Source organism: Lewinella sp. (assembly GCF_050633125.1).
Taxonomy (GTDB): domain Bacteria; phylum Bacteroidota; class Bacteroidia; order Chitinophagales; family Saprospiraceae; genus Lewinella.
The window spans coordinates 42,017-61,902 of the sequence record NZ_JBOEFX010000038.1 but is presented as its reverse complement, the minus strand read 5'-3'; the positions used below and the strand labels follow the sequence as shown (position 1 = coordinate 61,902).

The 19,886-nt window shown below is 44.6% G+C and carries 9 protein-coding genes; all 9 read left to right on the top strand.

The annotated features are described in order from the left end of the window. The first annotated feature begins 18 nt into the window (after positions 1-18). The 9 genes from ACRBG0_RS09565 to ACRBG0_RS09525 all read left to right on the top strand — a co-directional run bounded on the left by ACRBG0_RS09565 (position 19) and on the right by ACRBG0_RS09525 (position 19,417). Complete coding sequence (locus ACRBG0_RS09565) at positions 19-6,492, top strand: gliding motility-associated C-terminal domain-containing protein (protein ID WP_431486673.1); 6,474 nt, start codon at positions 19-21, stop codon at positions 6,490-6,492. A 321-nt stretch (positions 6,493-6,813) separates the two neighbouring features. Then, positions 6,814-7,752 carry a sterol desaturase family protein gene (locus ACRBG0_RS09560; RefSeq protein ID WP_431486672.1) on the top strand — a complete coding sequence of 313 codons (939 nt, stop codon included), beginning with the start codon at positions 6,814-6,816 and terminating at the stop codon, positions 7,750-7,752. A 99-nt stretch (positions 7,753-7,851) separates the two neighbouring features. Then, positions 7,852-8,457 carry a hypothetical protein gene (locus ACRBG0_RS09555; RefSeq protein WP_431486671.1) on the top strand — a complete coding sequence of 202 codons (606 nt, stop codon included), beginning with the start codon at positions 7,852-7,854 and terminating at the stop codon, positions 8,455-8,457. A gap of 170 nt (positions 8,458-8,627) precedes the next feature. Further along, a complete protein-coding gene (locus tag ACRBG0_RS09550; protein WP_431486670.1) occupies positions 8,628-11,672 on the top strand; it encodes a T9SS type A sorting domain-containing protein in 3,045 nt (1,014 codons plus the stop codon). Positions 11,673-12,020: 348 nt separating this feature from the next. Beyond that, positions 12,021-14,912, top strand: a complete 2,892-nt coding sequence (locus ACRBG0_RS09545; RefSeq protein ID WP_431486669.1) for a TonB-dependent receptor domain-containing protein — start codon at positions 12,021-12,023, stop codon at positions 14,910-14,912. A 190-nt stretch (positions 14,913-15,102) separates the two neighbouring features. Further along, the gene (locus tag ACRBG0_RS09540; RefSeq protein WP_431486668.1) at positions 15,103-16,248 is read left to right on the top strand and encodes a hypothetical protein; all 1,146 of its coding nucleotides are present in this window, start codon (positions 15,103-15,105) and stop codon (positions 16,246-16,248) included. Positions 16,249-16,423: 175 nt separating this feature from the next. Then, positions 16,424-17,401, top strand: coding sequence for a DUF368 domain-containing protein (locus ACRBG0_RS09535; RefSeq protein WP_431486667.1), 978 nt, complete (start codon positions 16,424-16,426; stop codon positions 17,399-17,401). Beyond that, the gene (locus tag ACRBG0_RS09530) at positions 17,398-18,180 is read left to right on the top strand and encodes a shikimate dehydrogenase family protein (protein WP_431486666.1); all 783 of its coding nucleotides are present in this window, start codon (positions 17,398-17,400) and stop codon (positions 18,178-18,180) included. Before ACRBG0_RS09535 ends, ACRBG0_RS09530 begins: the two co-directional genes overlap by 4 nt. Then, on the top strand, positions 18,164-19,417 hold the full coding sequence (locus ACRBG0_RS09525; RefSeq protein ID WP_431486665.1) for a proline dehydrogenase family protein: 1,254 nt from the start codon (positions 18,164-18,166) through the stop codon (positions 19,415-19,417). The genes ACRBG0_RS09530 and ACRBG0_RS09525 overlap by 17 nt, the downstream gene beginning before the upstream one ends. Positions 19,418-19,886 lie beyond the last annotated feature (469 nt).

Sequence of the window (19,886 nt, the reverse complement as noted above, 5' to 3'; positions counted from 1 at the left end):
AATGTAACGGATGCCAATATGTGTACCGTTTCAGGTACGGTTACGATCAACGATGCTGGCGGTCCAACGATCGACAACGTCACAGCTACGGATGTTACTTGTGGACAGAACAACGGTGCTGTTGAAGTATCATTTACGGGCGGCACTGCTCCTTATTCATTGACGGTTAATGGGGTTACTGTGACGGGCAATAGTCCACTTACCGTTACTGGCTTGCCAATGGGCAATTATCCGGTGGAGGTAGAGGACGCCAATATGTGTAGCGATACAGATAATGTTACGATTAACGATAGTGGCGCCCCCACTATTGATAACGTTACGTCTACGGATGCTACTTGTGGTAGCGCTGATGGCCAAGCGGTGGTAACGATCTCTGGCGGCACAGCACCCTATGATGTGGAAATTAACGGCATTACGGTTAACGGCAATAGTCCGGTTACGGTAACTGGTTTGGCTGCGGGGACTTATCCCGTCAATGTGATGGATGCCAATAGTTGTACGGCGACGGGCACTGTAACCATCTCTGATGCTGGAGGACCAATGATCACCAATATCAATCCTACCGATGCTACTTGCGGAGAAGCCAACGGGGAAGCTGTCGTAATGATTACTGGCGGAACACCTGGTTTTACAGTGACTATTGACGGCCAGGTTGTAACCAACGCTAGTCCGGTTACGGTAACTGGTTTGTCGGTAGGTACTCACGTGGTGAATGTCACTGATGCTGCGGGTTGTTCAACTTCAGGTACCGTCACTATAGGCAACGTCGCTGGACCCACAATCAATAATGTGGTAGCCGGGGATACCAATTGTGGAATGACCAATGGTTCTTTGACCATCAATATTACCGGAGGAACAGCACCAATTACTTACGATTTGAATAGCGGTGCCTTTACACAGACGGACGATAATGTCTTCAGTAATTTGGATGATGGTTCTTATTCCATCCTGGTAACTGATGCCAATGGCTGTACGGCTACGACAACGGCAACGATTGCCGACCTTCCAGGTGTTGCCATCAATAGTGTGAATGTGACGGACGCCAATTGTGGCCTGATGGACGGCGCTGTAACGATTAACGTGTCGGGTGGCCCTGCCCCCGTTACGTATGATTTGAACGGTGTTGTTCAGATCGATAATGGAACATTCAACGGTTTAGCAGCGGGTACTTATCCATTGATCGTTACGGATGCAAATAATTGTACCGCCACGCAAAATGTGGTTATTGGCGATGCAGCTGGTGTGGTCTTAGACGATATTACGATTGTTGATGCTACCTGTGGCGATAGAAATGGTTCTGTTACCCTACTTGTCACAGGTGGGACAGCGCCTATTACCTATACTTTAAACGGTGTAGATCAGGTAGATGACAATGTGTTTATCGACTTGGAGGAAGGAAGCTATCCCGTAATGATTACGGACGATAATGGCTGTACGGCCATGGGTACAGCGGTAGTAGGTGGTTCGGAAGCCCCCGTCATTGATAACATTATGACGGTTGATGCCAACTGTAATCAAGCGGATGGTTCAGCCACCATTAACGTAACGGGAGGCACACCTCCTTACACCTACGACTTGGCTGGAACAGTGCAAAATGATCCGAACAACACCTTTATGATGTTGGCTTCTGGCAATTATACACTTATCGTTACGGATGCCAATGGTTGTACGGTAATGGGTACCGTAAATATTACGGATGCTGATGGACCAGTGATTGATAACGTATCCACCATGAACGCAACCTGTGGAATGGCAAGCGGTGAATTAGCTGTAACCATTTCTGGGGGACAGCCACCGTATGATGTACTGGTAGATGGAGTAACCCAAACTTCTCCCAATAACACATTCACCAGCTTGCTGCCCGGTAATTATCCGGTTCAGGTAACCGATGCCAATGGCTGTGTGAGTACCACTACTGCTACTATTGACAATACGCCAGGTGTGATGATCACCGATATTACTACTGTTGACGCCACTTGTGGTCAAGCAAATGGTTCTAAAACGGTTATCGTTTCTGGCGGCAACGCGCCTTATACCTTTGAGTGCAACGGAGTTCAGCAAATAGACAATGGTCTTTTTGAAAACCTGACTGCTGGCACTTACACGGTTGTAGTGACGGATGCTGATGGTTGTACGGATACCCAAGATGTTACCATCGGCGATACGGATGGACCGATGATCGATAATGTAGCCGTTGGCGATGCCAATTGCGATATGCCAAACGGAACACTGACCATCAATGCCTCTCAGGGGCTGCCACCTTATGCTTATACGGTAGCTGGAAATACGCAAGTCAGTAATGTCTTCAATGGTTTATTGCCAGGCGTTTATGATCCAATCATCGTAGAAGATGCCAATGGCTGTGTCGTGACTACTACCGCAACAGTTGGCAATACGCCGGGGGTAATGATCACCGATATTACGACTACCGATGCTACTTGTGGACAAGCGGATGGTTCCAAAACAATTACTGTTTCGGGCGGAACAGCCCCTTACACCTTCGAATGTAATGGTGTCCAGCAGATTGATAACGGTACCTTTACCGATCTATCTTCGGGTTCTTATGCGGTTATGGTAACCGATGCCAATGGTTGTACCGCTACCGGCACGGCCAATATCTCTGATGCGGGTGGGCCAAGCATTGACAGTGCTGTGGCTACCGATGCTACCTGTGGAACGGCAAACGGAACAATCACAGTGATGGTTTCGGGGATAGCTCCTCCTTATAACGTTACCGTAAACGGTGTGACCTTGCAAACCGCAGGAACTGTTGTTTTCGATAATCTTCCTGCCGGAATTTATGGCATAGAAGTAGAAGATAACAACGGTTGTGTGGCCAGTTCCAGTGTGGAAGTAATTGGTGCTCTAGGTGTGGTGTTAGAGGAGGTACTCATCGTCGATGCCAGTTGTGGCCAGGCTGATGGTTCTAAGGAAATCATAGTTTCTGGTGGTACATCTCCTTACATCTTTGAGTGTAATGGAGTAGTACAAGTAGACAATGGCCTATTTCAAAACTTAGGTGCTGGCGTTTATCCGTTTACCGTAACTGATGCTAATGGCTGTATGATTGATGGATCAGCTACTATTAACGATATGAACGGACCAAGCATTGATAATATAACAGTAGTAGATGCTACGAACGGTAACATGGATGGTTCCATTACGGTATCCGCTAGCAGTGGTACACCGCCTTATACCTTTGCGGTAGACGGGACGGATATTACTGATCCCTCGATGGCAACATTCACAGGATTAGGTGCAGGTACTTATCCGATTGTGGTGACCGATGCGAATGGCTGTACGGCTACTGCGGAGGCTATTGTCAACGAAGGAGGCTGTCCAACGATTACGGATATTGTTGCTGCCAATTCTGTTTGTGGTGGCTCAACTGGAACAATTACCGTTACTGCCACTGGTGGCGAAGCTCCGTTGATGTACGCCTTGGATGGTAATGCACCACAGGCAAGTAATGAATTTACGAATGTGATGGCCGGTGTGTATACCGTCACCGTCACCGACAACGCAGGATGTGCAGTTAGCCAAATGATTACCGTCGAAGAGGATGGTGCCCCAATGATTACCGACATTGCCGTGACCGCCGCTACCTGTGGTGAAAACAATGGTATGGCTGTAATTACGGCTACTGGGGGAACATCACCCTATACTTATGACATTACGGGCATCCCTCAGAATGAGGATACCTTCAGTGATTTGCAAGCAGGCACCTACACGGTCACCGTTGCGGATGTCAATGGTTGCTCGGCAATGCAGATGTTTACTATTGATGACCTGGCAGCACCAGTGGTAGATGATGTAATGGTGATGAATGCAACTTGTGGTTCTGCCGACGGTATGGTGACGATCGAAGCCAGTGGAGGAAACGGCACTTTGTTATATTCTTTCGATGGTGGAGCGTTTACCACAAACAATGTCTTTACTAATGTTGCCGCAAGTGGTTACGACTACGCTGTGATGGACGACAATTGTACCATTACCGGTATAGTTGCGGTAAGCAACGAAGGTGCACCTACGATTGCCAGTATTGAAATAACTGATGCCTCGTGCGGTACCGCTGATGGTGCTCTGGTAATCAATGTTATGGGCGGTACGCCACCGCTGAATTATGAGGTGAATGGCATGGTGCAAATAGATAATGGCACTTTCAACAACCTTCCTGCTGGGGATTACACGATAGTGGTAACCGATGCCAATGATTGTGTTGCCGCTGATGTGGCCACGATCAATGAAGTTGGTAGCTTAACCGTTGCCATTTTAGGTGAGACTACTATTTGCGTAGGCGACTTCGCTACTTTAACGGCTGACCCACTGGATCAGGGCTATTCCTTCCTATGGTCAACGGGTGCAACGACGGATCAAATTGTTGTTCCTTCTGACATTGGTACCGTTACCCTGACTGCAACCCTTGGTGGTTGTACGGGCACTACAAGTGTTGACATCACTGCCGTACCACAGCCTGTCGCCAATGCTGGCGCAGATGTAAATATGGGATGTGACCTGCCATCTGTTACACTAGATGGTAGTAACTCAACCGGCAGCAATTTACAGTACAGCTGGACTACGCCCGACGGTAATATCGTCGGTGCTAGCAATACCCCCATGATTGAGGTAGGTGCTGGTGGTATGTACATCTTGGAAGTAACCGAAAGCCTGGCGGATTGCGTTGGCTTGGATACGGTAATGGTTGAGCAGGGAGTAGCTCCCGTAGCCAGTGCCGGACCAGATATGGAATTGACCTGCTTAATACAAGCGGTTACTTTAGATGGAAGTGGCTCGGATCAAGGAGTTGACATGATGTATACCTGGACCGGACCTGGTATTACTGCATCGAATAGTAATCAAAATTCTCCTCAAGTGACTATGGCCGGAGAATACGTTATTGAGGTAGAAAATACCCTTAATAATTGTACCACCACAGACACCGTACTGGTGACGGAAAACCAAGCGTTCCCGCTCGCGGAGATCGAGTTGGTTATTCCAATTGATTGTAACAACCTGACGATTGACATTGATGGTAGCAACTCCTCCAGTGGCCCGAATATCGCTTACCAGTGGTTGGATAGCGATATGAACCCAATTTCAGGAGCAACCAGCAATACGTTGACGGTGAATACTGAAGGAACTTACTTCCTGCAAGTAACTGATACCGAGAATGGGTGTGTGAGCACCGCCAGCCAAGTTGTCGATGACATTACCGCTTATCCATTACCATCTCCTAATGTGTCGGGTATCTTAACCTGTACCGATATGGAAGTTGATTTGGATGGAACGGGTTCCTCGATAGGGCAAAATATCACCTACGAATGGTTCTTTAATGGCAATTCCTTTGGTACAGGTTTAATCGTTCCAACGGATATACCGGGTGACTATACCTTGGTGGTTACCGACACCGGTAATGATTGTACCAACGACGCTACGATTACTGTTATACAGAATATTCAGCCTCCGACAGCTGATGCTGGCAGCGATACGGAATTGGATTGCCTTGATCCGGTCGTTTCATTAGACGGCAGTGGTTCTACCCAGGGGGGAACAATCAGCTACCAGTGGTCTGGTGATAACAGCCAACCTATCAACAATCCTACGACCCTTTCGCCGGGTATTTCTCAGGTGGGCACGTATAGCATCCTGGTCACCAACTCGGACAATGGTTGTACGGCTACTGATGAAGTGGTTGTTTTGGAAAACACGGAAATTGCGGATGCCGTAGACTTGCAGTTTGAAACACCAACTTGTCAGGGAGATTCGAATGGAGCAATTATCGTTAGCAACGTCATTGGCGGACAAGGACCATTCCTCTACTCGTTAGATGGCGAAACCTTCGGGAGCTCATCAATTTTCAACAACTTGGCGGCGGGTAGTTATGAATTGAGTGTACAAAGCGCAAACGGGTGTACCTACTCCGAGGCTATTGTTCTAGCCGATGGTAACGATTTAGAAGTCGATTTAGGTGAAAATATATTCATCAATATCGGAGAAACGGCCAGTTTTACAGCTAATGTGAATATTAACCCGTTCGCTATTGATACGTTCCTCTGGTCAACAAGCGATACTTTATGCTTTACTTGTCTTGACCAGGTAGTAGCACCGCTTTCAACCAGCAGTTATAGTATTGAGGTAATTGATGAAAATGGTTGTGTAGCTTCGGATGACTTGACCGTTATTGTCAACGAAAACCTTGATGTTTATATCCCCAATGTTTTCTCTCCTAACGGCGATGGTGCAAATGATATGTTTTTCATTCAAGCACAGGAAGGCGTTGTGGTAGAGATAAAGACTTTCAAAATCTTCAATCGCTGGGGGGCTACTGTTTTCGAAAATAGTGGCTTTATGCCCAATATTCCTCAAGAGGGCTGGAACGGTGTCTTCAAAGGAGATTTAATGAATCCACAGGTTTTTGTATTCATGGCAGAAGTTGAATTTATCAATGGAAATGTGGAAATGATTTCTGGCGATATTACCCTTATGAGGTAAATACGAGTTGCTTGATACGTTTTTATCAACAATTAGTACTCCTAGACTGAAGCTTATATTAGTCTTGTGTGACCGGATTAACCTTAAGGTAATTCCGGTCACTTTTATTTAGCTGCCGTTATCCCTCTTTTGTCTGTGCGCCGTAAATAAGTAAAAGAAAGGCTTGGGTGATAGCGAATTTTCGCCAATAAGGCAGTATCTTTCGGTTTATTACAAGACTCACTATTCCTTCGAAGTTATTTTTTCTTTTATTGCTTGTCAATAAAAGGCAGCTTTTTTATGAATCTTCTTTGAGGAAAAAATCGCAATTGTAAACTTATTATGGAAAAACCAATTTTCACAGTAGAGCAAATACTATCCATGGATTTGCCACCACTGATTATCTGGGCAGCCCCTGTTATGTTTTTTTTAGTGTTTTTGGAATGGTACATTCGAACCCGTGAACTCAAACAGGATTATGATGGTAAGGACGGTTTCTCGGCTTTTATCATTGGCGTTGGTAATATTGGTGTTAGTGCCTTGGTCAAAACGCTGACTTTCGGAATTATTCTTTATTTCTACAATGTAGTGCCTTGGTTTATTCCTCCAACTTGGTGGTCTTATATCCTTTGTATGCTTGCTATCGATTTTTGCCGCTACTGGGCACACAGAATAGCACACGAACAGCGTATGTGGTGGGCTACTCACGTGACACACCATAATTCTGAGCAATACAACTTCACTGTTGGCTTCCGGTTATCCTGGACACAGCACTTGAAGATTATCTTTTTTATACCTGTTGCACTGATGGGCTTTCACCCGGTAGTATTCTTTATAGCTAACCAAATAGAGGTTTTGTACCAATTTTGGATACACACAGAGCTCATCAAGAAAATGCCTCGCCCGATTGAATATATCTTTGTTACGCCTAGTCACCACCGGGTACACCATGGCACCAATGATAAGTACCTTGATAAGAACTATGGCTCTACCTTGATTATCTGGGATAGAATATTTGGCACCTTTCAGGGGGAAGAAGAAAAAGTGAGTTATGGGATTCTCACACAGGTGAATAGTTACAACCCTGTATGGCTGGTTTTTCATGAATGGGTCGCTATCTTCAAGGATATGGCTACTTATCGCACCCCCAGAGCATGGTGGCGCATCCTTTTTGGTGGCCCGAATATGACTATGGATAAAGACCATTATTATGGCGGTAAAGAAGCTGAATCGACCAGTTTGTTAAATACCCAAATTCGGCGGTCAAAAGACGAAAAGTAGTATTCTTAACTTTTAGTTCATAGCAATTCACCATTTTTGCTGTAATGGTGGTCAGAGAATCTTGTCACTGGCCACCATTTTCAGTTAAAACAGCCACTTGTGAAATCTACGCTAACTACTCCATCCTCCGTTCGTCCTTCTGTTTTATTAATTTTTGTCTTTGCTGTTGCTTCCATATTACTTACGCTGGTGCAATGGCAGTTTTGCCAGCGAACAGGGTCTGTCTTGGTATTTGGTCAGGGTATCCTTCAGCTTATCCTTACCGTTATCCTGTTGTTTTTTTGCTTGAAGCCCATTCGTAAATGGCAATTATTAGCACAATTACTCATTAGTTTTTTTGTACTTCTGTTATGTGGTTTACTCATGAATGAATCCTACATACGTTGGGAAGAGGGGAGCACTGTGTTAACCAGTGAGGCACTGCCGGTTGTTATACTCGGTTTTGGAGGTTTGATTTTACTATCCCGGTTATTGATCCAATTCAAAGAAGAACACTTCTCAGCGTTAAGCCGCCGGCTGACAGGGTCCTTGTTTCCGGTTCTTTCTGGTAGCTTGGCGGTGGTTTTGTTAATTACACATCTCACAGGCTGGTATTGGTTAGATATTGCAGTAGCTTTCTTTACAGCTTGCCTATTGGGTATTGTGGCAATATTTTTTCTTTTAGATGGCTATTGGAATATAATGGAGTCTTCTGAGCGAACTTAATCTTTAGTTTACGCTATAAGTAGTTGCATTGTAGTTGTTTGTGCTTTTTTTGCTGTCTATTTTGATCTCGTCTTAGTGTTTTATTTACAATAATTTAAAGACGGTTTAAAGCCCAGTTAAGGTAGTGCCGGTAATTTTGCAGCGAATTAATCAAACTAATAGCTGCACTAATGAACGGTAAGCTCTACATTTTATTCGCACTGGCAATCATGTCAGTATTTTCGCTCTCAGCACAAACAGTTGTGAATATCACAGATACTGATTTAGAAGCTGGACAAACTTATAACTGGACCAATGACAATACTTACGTATTAGATGGTCTTGTTTTTCTCGAAGAAGGCGGGCGCCTGAACATCGAAGCAGGGACAGTCGTCCGTGCTAAACCTAATGTGGGAGATAATGCTTCTGCATTGATCATTACTCGTGGTGCTCAGATTTACGCAGTAGGTACGGCTAATAATCCTATTATTTTTACTGCTGAAGATGATGATATTGCCGACGGTGGTGATTTTACGGCACAAGATCGTGGTGAGTGGGGTGGTCTGATCATTCTTGGGTATGCTACTGTTGCTCGCCCAGGTGGCATGGATAACATCGAAGGCATTACGGTTGAGCCACGTACCACATTTGGTGGCGGTGACACTCCTGATGATGCAGATAATAGTGGTATTCTACGCTATGTATCTATCCGTCACGGTGGAGCTGCTTTGGCTCCTGGTGACGAAATTAACGGCCTCACACTTGGTGGGGTAGGGTCAGGCACTGAAATTGACTTCGTAGAAGTATTCGCCAACCTTGATGATGGTATCGAGTGGTTTGGAGGTACAGTAGACGTTAAGCACGCTGCGGTGTCTTTCTGTGGTGATGATTCTTACGATTATGATTTTGGTTACCGTGGTAAGGGGCAGTTTTGGTTCTCTCTTCAGAGTGCTGAATATTCTACCGGCCGTGCTGGTGAGCACGATGGTGCTAGCCCTGATAATCAAGCTCCATTCAGTCAGCCTACTATTTACAATGCTACCTATATTGGTATTGGAAATGGTGCTACCGGTTCTGGTGGTGATGCAGATGATTTCGGTATTTTGATGCGTGATAACGCAGGTGGTTTTTACAATAACTCTATCTTCACTGGCTTCCCATCTGTTGGTTTGGCGGTTGAAGATCGCGATACAGAAAGTTCTTTCGAACGCCTTCAAGCGGGCGATTTGGCTTATACCAATAATACCTGGTTTGATTTTGGTGCGGGCAGCAATGCTGCTGCATTGTTTACAGCTGTTGATCAGAACGAAGTACAAGTTGCTTCTTCTTCAGATGTCGCGGCTAATCTTTCTGCTGCTAACAATACATTTGCTGATCCTACACTTGCGGGTATCAGCCGTACACCAGATGGTGGCCTTGATCCACGCTTGAATGCTGGTAGCCCAGATTTGGGTGGTAACCCTACTGGCGGAGATAGTTTCTTCCAGCAGGTTAGTTACCGTGGCGCTTTTGGTAACAACGAATTGTGGTTGAACGGTTGGACAGCACTTGATGCTTATGGTTACTTAGGAGACCTAGTGACACCTATCGACCAGTTTGACTGTAACATCATCACTGATGCAGACCTCCAGGGTGATAATACTTACAACTGGACTTCTGACCAGTGTTATATCCTTGATGGTCTTGTATTCTTGGAGGAAGGTGGTGTGCTAAACATCGAAGCTGGTACGGTGATCCGTGGCCAAGAGGCTAACCTAATCACTACTGGTGACAACACTTCTGGCTTGATCATTACTCAAGGCGCACAAATCTTTGCCAACGGTACTTCTGCTGACCCCATTATTTTTACCGCTGCTGATGATGATCTAAACGATTCAGAGGATTTTCTTATCGAAGATCGTGGCGAATGGGGTGGTTTAATCATCCTTGGTAATGCTACTATTGCCCGTCCAGGTGGTGTTGATAACATTGAAGGTATTACTGTTGAACCACGTACTGCTTTTGGTGGTGGTGACACTCCTGATGATGCCGACAATAGTGGTGTTCTACGTTACGTTTCTATCCGCCACGGTGGTGCAGCTCTTTCTCCTGGTGATGAGATCAACGGTCTTACACTTGGTGGTGTAGGATCAGGTACAGAAATTGACTACATCGAAGTTATCGCTAACCTTGATGATGGTATTGAGTTTTTTGGTGGAACCGTAGATGTTAAGCACGCCGCCGTTTCTGGTTGTGGTGACGATGCCTTTGATTATGACTTCGGTTACCGTGGTCGTGGTCAATTCTGGTTCTCTGTTCAGAACCCAGACAACTCTACCGGCCGTGCTGGTGAGCATGATGGCGCTAACCCTGACAATCAAGCTCCTTTCAGCCAGCCAACTATCTACAATGCTACTTACATAGGTTTAGGAGCAGATGTAACCAACCTGCCTGGTGGTGATGCGGATGATTTCGCTATCCTTATGCGTGATAACGCTGGTGGTTTCTACAACAACTCGATCTTTACCGATTTTCCTGGTATCGCAGTTGCGATTGAGGATCGTGAAGGAGATGATGCTTTTGATCGCTTGCAAGCGGGCGACTTGGCATTCAATAATAACTTCTTCTTTGGATTTGGTGCAGGAACTACTGATGCTGACCTATTTGTCGCAGTAGACACAGACGAAGTAGTCGTTGATGGTAGTTCTGCTACTGTTGCTGCTACCTTTACCACCAATGGTAATGTCATTGAAGATCCTGTTTTACAAAACATGGATCGTAGTGGCCCAATCGATCCACGCCCTCAGTATGGCCAACCAGCTGCTTCTGGTGCCGTAGGAACTTCTGATGACTTCTTTGAAGATGTTGCTTACTATGGTGCTTTTGCCCCTGGTAATGGTCCTTTTGGTACTCCTTGGTACCTGGGCTGGACAGCGATGAATGAGTACGGTGTTGTAGATCTTGCCACAGACGTGAATACTCAGTTTGGTAACGGCTTCCTTTTGGATGCTCCTGTTCCTAACCCTGCAAATCAGCAGACCATGGTTACCTTCGAACTGCCTGCTGCAGCTAGCGTAAATGTTTCTGTAGTAGATGCGCTTGGTCGTTCTGTTATGACTGTTATGTCTAATGAGCGCCTAAATGATGGCCCTCAGGCGGTAACCATCAATACTCGTGTACTTCCTGCTGGGGTGTATGTAATTGTATTGGAAGCAGAAGGAACACAGCTTTTGCAGAAACTGGTTGTGAACCATTAATCGGTACGTTAATAGCTTATATGGGGTATTGTGTAATTGACATACCTAAGCTTATATATGGTCTCCTCCATCCTTTTTGGGTGGGGGAGATTGTTGTTTTAACCCAAATAATTTCATTTTTTAGCAATAGCTATAGAATTCTTAAGAACTCATAATGAGGTAGTTCGGAATATTATTTGGCGATTTTTTAAATTCTAGTAATAAGCATTGTCGTTTACGTAAGGTTAACATTACTGCGGAATATTTAACACCTAGTTTAAGCTAATCATCGACCTTTGTAAAAGCTTAGTGTAAAAAACGCACGAAGCCACATTTGATTTAGTAACTAGTGCAAAATTTACTATTCCAATGCGAAACGCATTTATCTTAATTCTTAGCTTGTTCTTAGCGTTAAGCGTACAAGCTCAAAAGGGTGCAATTACGGGCACCATTTATGATTCCGAGGGCGAAATCCTTTACGGAGCCAACATCCTCGCCGAAGGAACTTCTATCGGCGGGCAATCAGATTACATTGACGGGAAATTCACCTTCCAGATTGCTCCGGGAACTTACACGCTTGTTGCCAGCTACATTGGTTATCCTGATACCAAGGTAGAAGCAGTCGTAGTGGCTAATGAAACCACGGTTGTCGATATCGTCCTTTCTGCGGAAGAGGGGGGAATTGACCTGGAAGAGATTGTAGTGGTAGAAAAAGCCTTGGAGCGTAGCGAAAACGCAGTATTGATGCTGCGCAAGAAAGCGGACAAGGTACAGGATATCATTTCCTCTGCGGAAATCTCTCGCCTTGGTGCAGGAGATGCGGCAGCTGCCTTGACAAAAGTAACAGGTACTACCATTGTTGACGGCAAGTATGTATATGTACGTGGCTTAGGTGATCGCTACTCTGCAACTACCCTTAACGGCTTACGTTTACCTTCAATTGATCCTTACCGCAACAGCGCACAGTTGGACCTTATTCCAACCAGTATTCTTGATAACATCGTAACCTCAAAAACTTTTACACCTGATCTTCCTGGTGATTTTACCGGAGGTAGTGTAAACATTAAGCTGAAAGCTTTACCAGAGCGTTTTACTTGGTCTGTTTCTGCTTCAGCAGCTTATAATTCACAAAATAACCTGACGGAAGACTTTCTTGGCTACGCCAACCCTGGGATAGATGGTCTTGGTTTTCTGGATGGCAGTGCTGATATCCCATCAGCTATTATTGATCCTGCAGCCCGCGAACTTGGAGCTTTCGAGCGTAGTGCAGCCCGTGAGTCTCGTAGAGATGATGAGATTGCCGGATTTCTGGACAAAGGTATTCGTTCACTAGAGCACAATATGCAGCCAGTTGTTATGGATGCAGGGATTGATCACAGCCTTAGCTTCAGCGTAGGAAACCAATTCGAGTTTGGGGGAAATGCCAAATTGGGTGTTTTTGCGACAGGTAGCTACTCAAAAGATTTTACCCAGTTTAAGAACGGAACAAACGCTAGTTACTTCGCCTCTCCGGGAGAAGATATCCTATTGGCCAACTTTGGACTTACTGAAGCAAAGAGCGAAGAATCTCCTACCGTAAACGGTATGTTAGGTCTTTCTTTCCGTCCTAATAGCTCTAATGCGATTAATGTTTACAGTATTTACAGCCACCAGTCGTTCCTGACAGGGCGTGAATTGGTTGGCGATTACGATGATTACGGTATTGGTGGAGAAGGAAATTATTTCTCTTCACAAACGCAAAGCTTACTTCAACGTGAACTTATCAGCTATGTTGTTAGCGGTGAGCATACGCTTGTAGGGCTAAATAAAACCCGTATAGAATGGGCAGCCAACTACGTTGATTCTGAACAGAACGAGCCAGATTTGCGTTTCTTCGCTTATGGCTTTGACCAAGATCGATTTGATATTAACGAATCACAGTTTACGCTCCCTACTCGTTTTTGGCGCGATCTTACCGATGATACCTACCAAGGGAAGTTGGATATCACTGTTCCTTTTCTGCAAAAGAAGGCGAAAGGTAACAGTATCAAGTTCGGTGGTCTCTACAATACCAAGGAACGTGACTTCAACGAAGTACAATATATCTACGGCCAGCGTGACGGCCAAACTTTTGGCGAATTAGAGGGTGATGCAGCTGCTTACTTTGGTTCAGACAATATAGGTATTGTTGGTGGTGAGCCTGGTAGCAATGTTATCGGTGTATATCTCATTGACAACTCGTTGTTGAGCAACAGTTATATCGGTAAGTATGATGTCGCTGCTGGTTACCTGATGACGACTTTGGAGTTTGGTAAGCTAAAAGTAATTGCTGGTGCTCGTGCTGAGCAAACGAATATCGAAGTTGAAAGTGATGTTGTAGCTTCAGAGTTAGCAAAAGAGTCGCCTGATTTTGATCGTATCGAACGTAATGAAGCGGTTATTGATACGTTCTCTTTATTACCTGCCTTGAACCTGGTATATGCAGTATCTGATAACGCTAATCTACGTGCCAGTGCAACCCAAACTATTGCTCGTCCTAATATGCGAGAAGTTGCACCATTCGGTTCGTTTGGAGCTATTGGTGAGCCTACCTTGTTTGGTAACCCTGATTTGACGATCACTAACATCACCAACCTGGATTTGCGTTACGAAGTATTCCCAAATTCTGGTGAAGTACTGGCAGTAAGTGCCTTCTACAAGAAGTTCACAGATCCTATCGTATCAACATACCGTTTTGCTGGCAACCCTCAGTTTACCTGGGAGAACACAGAATCAGGAGAATTGTACGGTGCAGAGATTGAAGTTCGTAAGAACCTCGACTTTATTACACCTACCTTGGAAGAATTCAATATCAGTGCCAACCTGGCCTACATCAACAGTTCTGTTACCATTGATGAACTTGAATGTGAGCTTAGCCGTGATGTTGACCCTGACTTTGAGTGTGAGCGCCAATTTGCTGGCCAGTCACCTATCGTTGCTAACCTAAACCTGAGTTATACCAATGCAGAGAAAGGATGGGACGGTATTTTGGCATACAACTACTTTGATGATCGTTTGGCATCTGTTGGTGCAGTAGGTACACCTGATATATTTGAGAAAGGTCGTGGCCAGCTGGATTTCTCCTTGAGTAAGAAAATCAGTGGATTCAAAACCACTTTCCGGGCTCGGAACCTTCTGAACCCTGACTTCCGCCGTTATTCTGACTTTAAAGGTCAGGAGTATGTTTTCCAAAACTACAAGCGTGGAATTGAATTCAGCTTCGGCGTTTCTTACAGCATGTAAGATCACCATTATAAAGAAGCACTAGGTTACTTAACCGTAATCACTAACGCCCTGCGGCTAGCCGCAGGGCGTTTATTTGTAAACTTAACACTGGCTTAACATCAGAGAGCAAGCTTACCCCCGCAAATTAATATATTTGCTCCATCATCCACTTACCTAGTACGCTGTACTAAGTACCAAGTACCTCATAATGGATCCTACCTTTCTTATCATGTGGTTTGGCTTTATTCTGGCCGGCTATTCTGTTGTTGGTAATGACTCTATCCAAACCCTGGGAACCTTTCTTTCTTCTAATGAAGAGCGGCCTTGGTATGTATTGTGGTTGTTTGCAGGCAGTATTCTCGCCTTTACCCTCCTCTATGGTTGGGCTCAATATAGTGGTGACGTAAGCTACGGGCGCCTCGAAAAATACCCTTTCATTGAAGATATGTCTTGGCCATATCTACTGCCACCATTGGTGCTGATGGTTTTAACACGGACGGGGATTCCGGTGAGTACGTCCTTCCTAATCCTTACGTTCTTCAAGCCCAAAGGCTTGATGGATATGACGATGAAGTCTTTGCTAGGCTATGTACTGGCTTTTGCACTTGCAATTCTGGTATGGCAGGTCATCACCCGTTTGTTGGATAAGCGTTTTATCGAGAACCCCATTTCCGCTAAGGAAAAACGTGTTTGGACAGTACTCCAATGGTCATCTACAGGTTTCTTATGGGGGCAGTGGTTGATCCAGGATTTTGCTAATATTTATGTTTATCTACCTCGGGCTTTGAGCGCGACAGAGATTGGTATATCGTTAACGGTGCTCTTACTTATGCTTGGTTACATTTTCTATTCTCGTGGAGGAAGCATTCAGGAAATTGTAAAGGCCAAAACCAATACAGTTGATATTCGCTCAGCTACATTGATAGACTTTTTGTATGCATTAGTACTCTTGTTTTTCAAGCAGTACAGCAATGTTCCTATGTCTACGACCTGGGTATTCTTAGGTCTTTTGGCTGGTCGCGAAATTGCCATCCGTTACCTGTTGAGTAAAGAAAAAGCACCAGGTTCACTCTCTGCTAGTTTGAAGTATCTGGGAATGAGCCTCAATGTGTTGCTGATTGTACTGATTGGAGTCGTCGTATACTTGCAAAAGGATGTTAGCGATGCTCTTATTTTATTGTTTGCTGGTGCTATCGCTATTCGCGGTTTTGTCTTCTACCTTGAAGCCAAGCAGCAAGAGGTTTCACTCAAAGGCACCTTCCGGATGGTAGGAATGGACTTGGGTAAAGTTACTTTCGGCCTCGTTATTAGTATTGTACTGGTTTACGTGATGCAAGCATTGACGGGGATTTAAAGTGGTGTAAGGGTTGGGTAGGTGTAAAGGTGTAAAAGTTGGAAGGTTACCTCTAGTGGCATACTTCCGACGTTGTCGAAAATACGCCTACTTGGCAAATTTTTAACCCTTACACCCTTACACTTTTACACCCCTTCCACCTGAATCTAATTCCAATTTCTGCTACCTTTGCAGAATGCAGAAATCACTAGCACATTTAGCCCTCATTTTGAAGGGCGCAGCCATGGGAGTCGCGGAAACTATTCCGGGCGTATCCGGAGGAACCATTGCCTTTATTACGGGGATATATGAGCGCTTATTAGAGAGTATAGGTAGTTTTCTACCAGCTATTCAGCTATGGCGCACAGAAGGTTTTGCTGCCTTCTGGGAAAAGATAGACGGAAATTTTCTCCTTCGCCTATTTTTAGGGATGGTGTTGGGTATTCTACTCGGCGTTTTCGGGATGTCCTACCTGCTGACCAATTTCCCTTTACCGGTTTGGGGCTTCTTTTTTGGACTGATTGCCGCTTCTGCTATTTACATTGGCCGTAAAGTGGAAGGGTGGTCATTATCCGCGGTGCTCCTGCTTTTACTTACAGCTGCATTGGCTTATTGGGTGACCATTGCTACTCCTGCTCAAGGAAGCGACTCTTTATTGTATGTTTTCCTTTGTGGCGTCATTGCTATCTCGGCTTTGATGTTACCAGGCCTTTCGGGCAGTTTTATGTTGTTGCTGTTAGGGATGTATCAGTTTATTCTGCACCGGACCCTCAAGGAAGGGGTTTTGGAACAGCATGACCTTGGTGCGGTGGTAACATTAGGTGTTTTTGGGCTGGGCTGTGTAGTAGGTGTACTGACCTTTGCGAGGGTGTTATCCTGGTTGTTTGAGCACCATCGCGACCTTACTATGGCGGGCCTGACGGGCTTTATGCTTGGAAGCCTGAATAAAGTATGGCCTTGGCAAGAGGTCCTTGAAACCAGAATAAATAGCAAAGGAGAGGAGCAGGTATTGTTTTCCAATAGCGTGAGCCCTTCCTCTTTTGGGCAACTGACCGATAATTTTTTCTATGGCAATGATGCCCAGTTATTGCCGGTAATCGTGTTGATGGTGATAGGTTTTGTTACCATCTTCGTCGTGGAAAAGGCAGGTGCCAGTAATTCTTCTGCATCATGATGACTTATTTTGGCCTCATAGGCTACCCCTTGTCCCATTCTTTTTCAGAAGGTTATTTTACGGAGAAGTTTGCTCAGATCGGGGTTTCGGATCAGTTTTGTTATGAAACGTATCCGTTACCGCAAATTGCAGATCTGCCAGCCTTAATTGCTAGCAAGCCGGGTCTTTTAGGGCTAAATGTTACCATTCCGTACAAAGAAGCGGTAATGACTTATTTAGATGAATTGAGCCCTGCTGCTGCTGATATTGGAGCGGTGAATACGATATTGTTTGAGGATGGAAAACTCATAGGGTATAACACAGATGTTATGGGCTTTGAAGAAAGCCTTGATGATTTTCTGATGGAAAACGGTGGCCCTTCTGCCAATGCATTAATACTAGGTACAGGAGGCGCTGCTAAAGCAATCGCTTGGGTGTTAAAGAAGAAAGGTATCAATTTTCATTATGTATCTAGAAATCCGATAGCAGGACAATGGTCCTATCAAGATTTGAATGAAGAAATAATCGCAGGTGTCGACCTAATTGTTAATACCACACCACTGGGAATGTCGCCAAATATTGAAACTTGTCCTGATATTCCGTATCATTGTTTAGGAAAAGGTCATCGCCTCTATGATTTAGTATACAATCCTACTGAACCCCTATTTCTTAAACGCGGCCGAGAGCGAGGAGCGGCAACCCTCAACGGCTTAGCAATGTTACATGGACAAGCTGAAGCTGCTTGGTCTATTTGGAGAAACAAAGAAGATATCTCGAAAAAAGATGAAGAAACTAGGTAAACCTGTGCCCAAAGATTTGGAAAAAACCAAAGCCATTGCTAAAGGAATGGTAGGGGAGGAGTTCCTGGAACTCAATTTTGCAAATACGGAAATTGCCTTTGCTCATAAGACCGATGCCGAGCTGAAAAAAGCAGCGTGGTTATTTGGTGTAATGAATAAAGCCTGGTTGGTAAGCCTGGGATCAAAGTTAGGGCTTGCGGCTATCCGAATGAAATTGCCATTTGTAGAGACAATGGTTAAGAATACTATTTTTGCCCAATTTTGTGGAGGAACGACCCTGTTGGAGAGTTTGCCTTCTATTGATCAATTGGCAAAATTTAATACCCTTACTATTCTGGATTATGGTGCCGAAGCTAAAGTAACGGAGGATGACTATAACCAGACTATGAAGGAAACCATCCGGTCGATTGAGTTTGCTAAACACAATGATAATGTACCGGTTGTAAGTGCCAAAATAAGTGGCCTAGCTCGCTTTGGATTGCTTGAAAATTTGCAACAAGGTGAACCTTTTACGCCGGCTACCCGCCAGGAATACAAAGTGGTTCTCAAACGGATGGATGCCATTTGCCATGTGGCCTGCACCCATGGTGTTGGTGTGTTTTTTGATGCCGAGGAGAGCTGGATACAAGACAGCATCGATCACCTGGTAACAGTGATGATGCGTCGTTATAATCGCGAGAAAGTCGTGGTATACAATACTTTTCAGTTGTATCGCCATGATCGACTACAATTCCTTTTTGATTCCTACCAATTAGCAAAACGCGGTGGCTATAAACTCGGTGCTAAAATGGTTCGTGGAGCCTACATGGATAAAGAACGAGCAAGAGCAGTGGAAATGGGTTATCCTTCCCCCATTCAGCCTAATAAGGCCGCTACGGATGATGCCTTTAATACAGCCATTCGGTTTTGTGTTGATCATTATGAAGAAATTGCCTCCTGCAATGCATCACACAATGCAGACAGTGCCCGTTTACTGGCAGAGTTGATTGTAGAGAAAGGTATCCCAAGAAATCATCCCCATCTGAATTTTTGCCAACTCTATGGCATGAGTGATCACTTGACATTTAACCTGGCTGAAGCAGGGTTCAATGTAGCTAAATATGTCGTTTACGGACAAGTCAGTGAGGTCGTTCCCTACCTTGTTCGTAGGGCGGAAGAGAACAGTTCTGTAACAGGAGATATGAGCAGAGAACTTGAATTGGTTAGCCGGGAAATGAAACGCCGTAAGCTTAGTTGACCTCCTTGTCGTCCACCAGATATTATGGCTGTTTTATATTTGATAAAATTTTGGATATTTTCTTTTTCTATTAATTAAAAACTATATTTGTATTCCTTTATAAGCACAATTAGCCGGGGAGATACTGATCAGTACACCCGTTCTACTTGCAAACTATGTTTTCTACACTCGCCTTAACATTCACGCCAAAGTAATTAAAAGCTGCTTTGGCATGTGCAGTCCCGTTGCCTCAGTTATTGGAAAGTTTTTACTACCTGAACACGTTCAGACCCAAACATGATTTATTTATTTGGGGGTAGTAGGAACGTACTTATTTTAAAAAATAAGACTTTGTATAAGTCTGATAACAAGTTTGTTGTCGGTTTATATAGGTTTATTGTTTGGAGTTCGCGAATTATGTTTTGTTTTATCCCATGAACATACACTCAGACTTTAGTCTTTTGCTTGGGTTAACCTGGTAGAAGAAGAT

Bases quoted from the DNA above. Each gene is read 5' to 3' on its own strand.
- ACRBG0_RS09565 (WP_431486673.1), top strand. From the start codon at position 19: ATGTGTACCGTTTCAGGTACGGTTACGATCAACGATGCTGGCGGTCCA.
- ACRBG0_RS09560 (WP_431486672.1), top strand. From the start codon at position 6,814: ATGGAAAAACCAATTTTCACAGTAGAGCAAATACTATCCATGGATTTG.
- ACRBG0_RS09550 (WP_431486670.1), top strand. From the start codon at position 8,628: ATGAACGGTAAGCTCTACATTTTATTCGCACTGGCAATCATGTCAGTA.
- ACRBG0_RS09545 (WP_431486669.1), top strand. From the start codon at position 12,021: ATGCGAAACGCATTTATCTTAATTCTTAGCTTGTTCTTAGCGTTAAGC.
- ACRBG0_RS09540 (WP_431486668.1), top strand. From the start codon at position 15,103: ATGGATCCTACCTTTCTTATCATGTGGTTTGGCTTTATTCTGGCCGGC.
- ACRBG0_RS09535 (WP_431486667.1), top strand. From the start codon at position 16,424: ATGCAGAAATCACTAGCACATTTAGCCCTCATTTTGAAGGGCGCAGCC.
- ACRBG0_RS09530 (WP_431486666.1), top strand. From the start codon at position 17,398: ATGATGACTTATTTTGGCCTCATAGGCTACCCCTTGTCCCATTCTTTT.
- ACRBG0_RS09525 (WP_431486665.1), top strand. From the start codon at position 18,164: ATGAAGAAACTAGGTAAACCTGTGCCCAAAGATTTGGAAAAAACCAAA.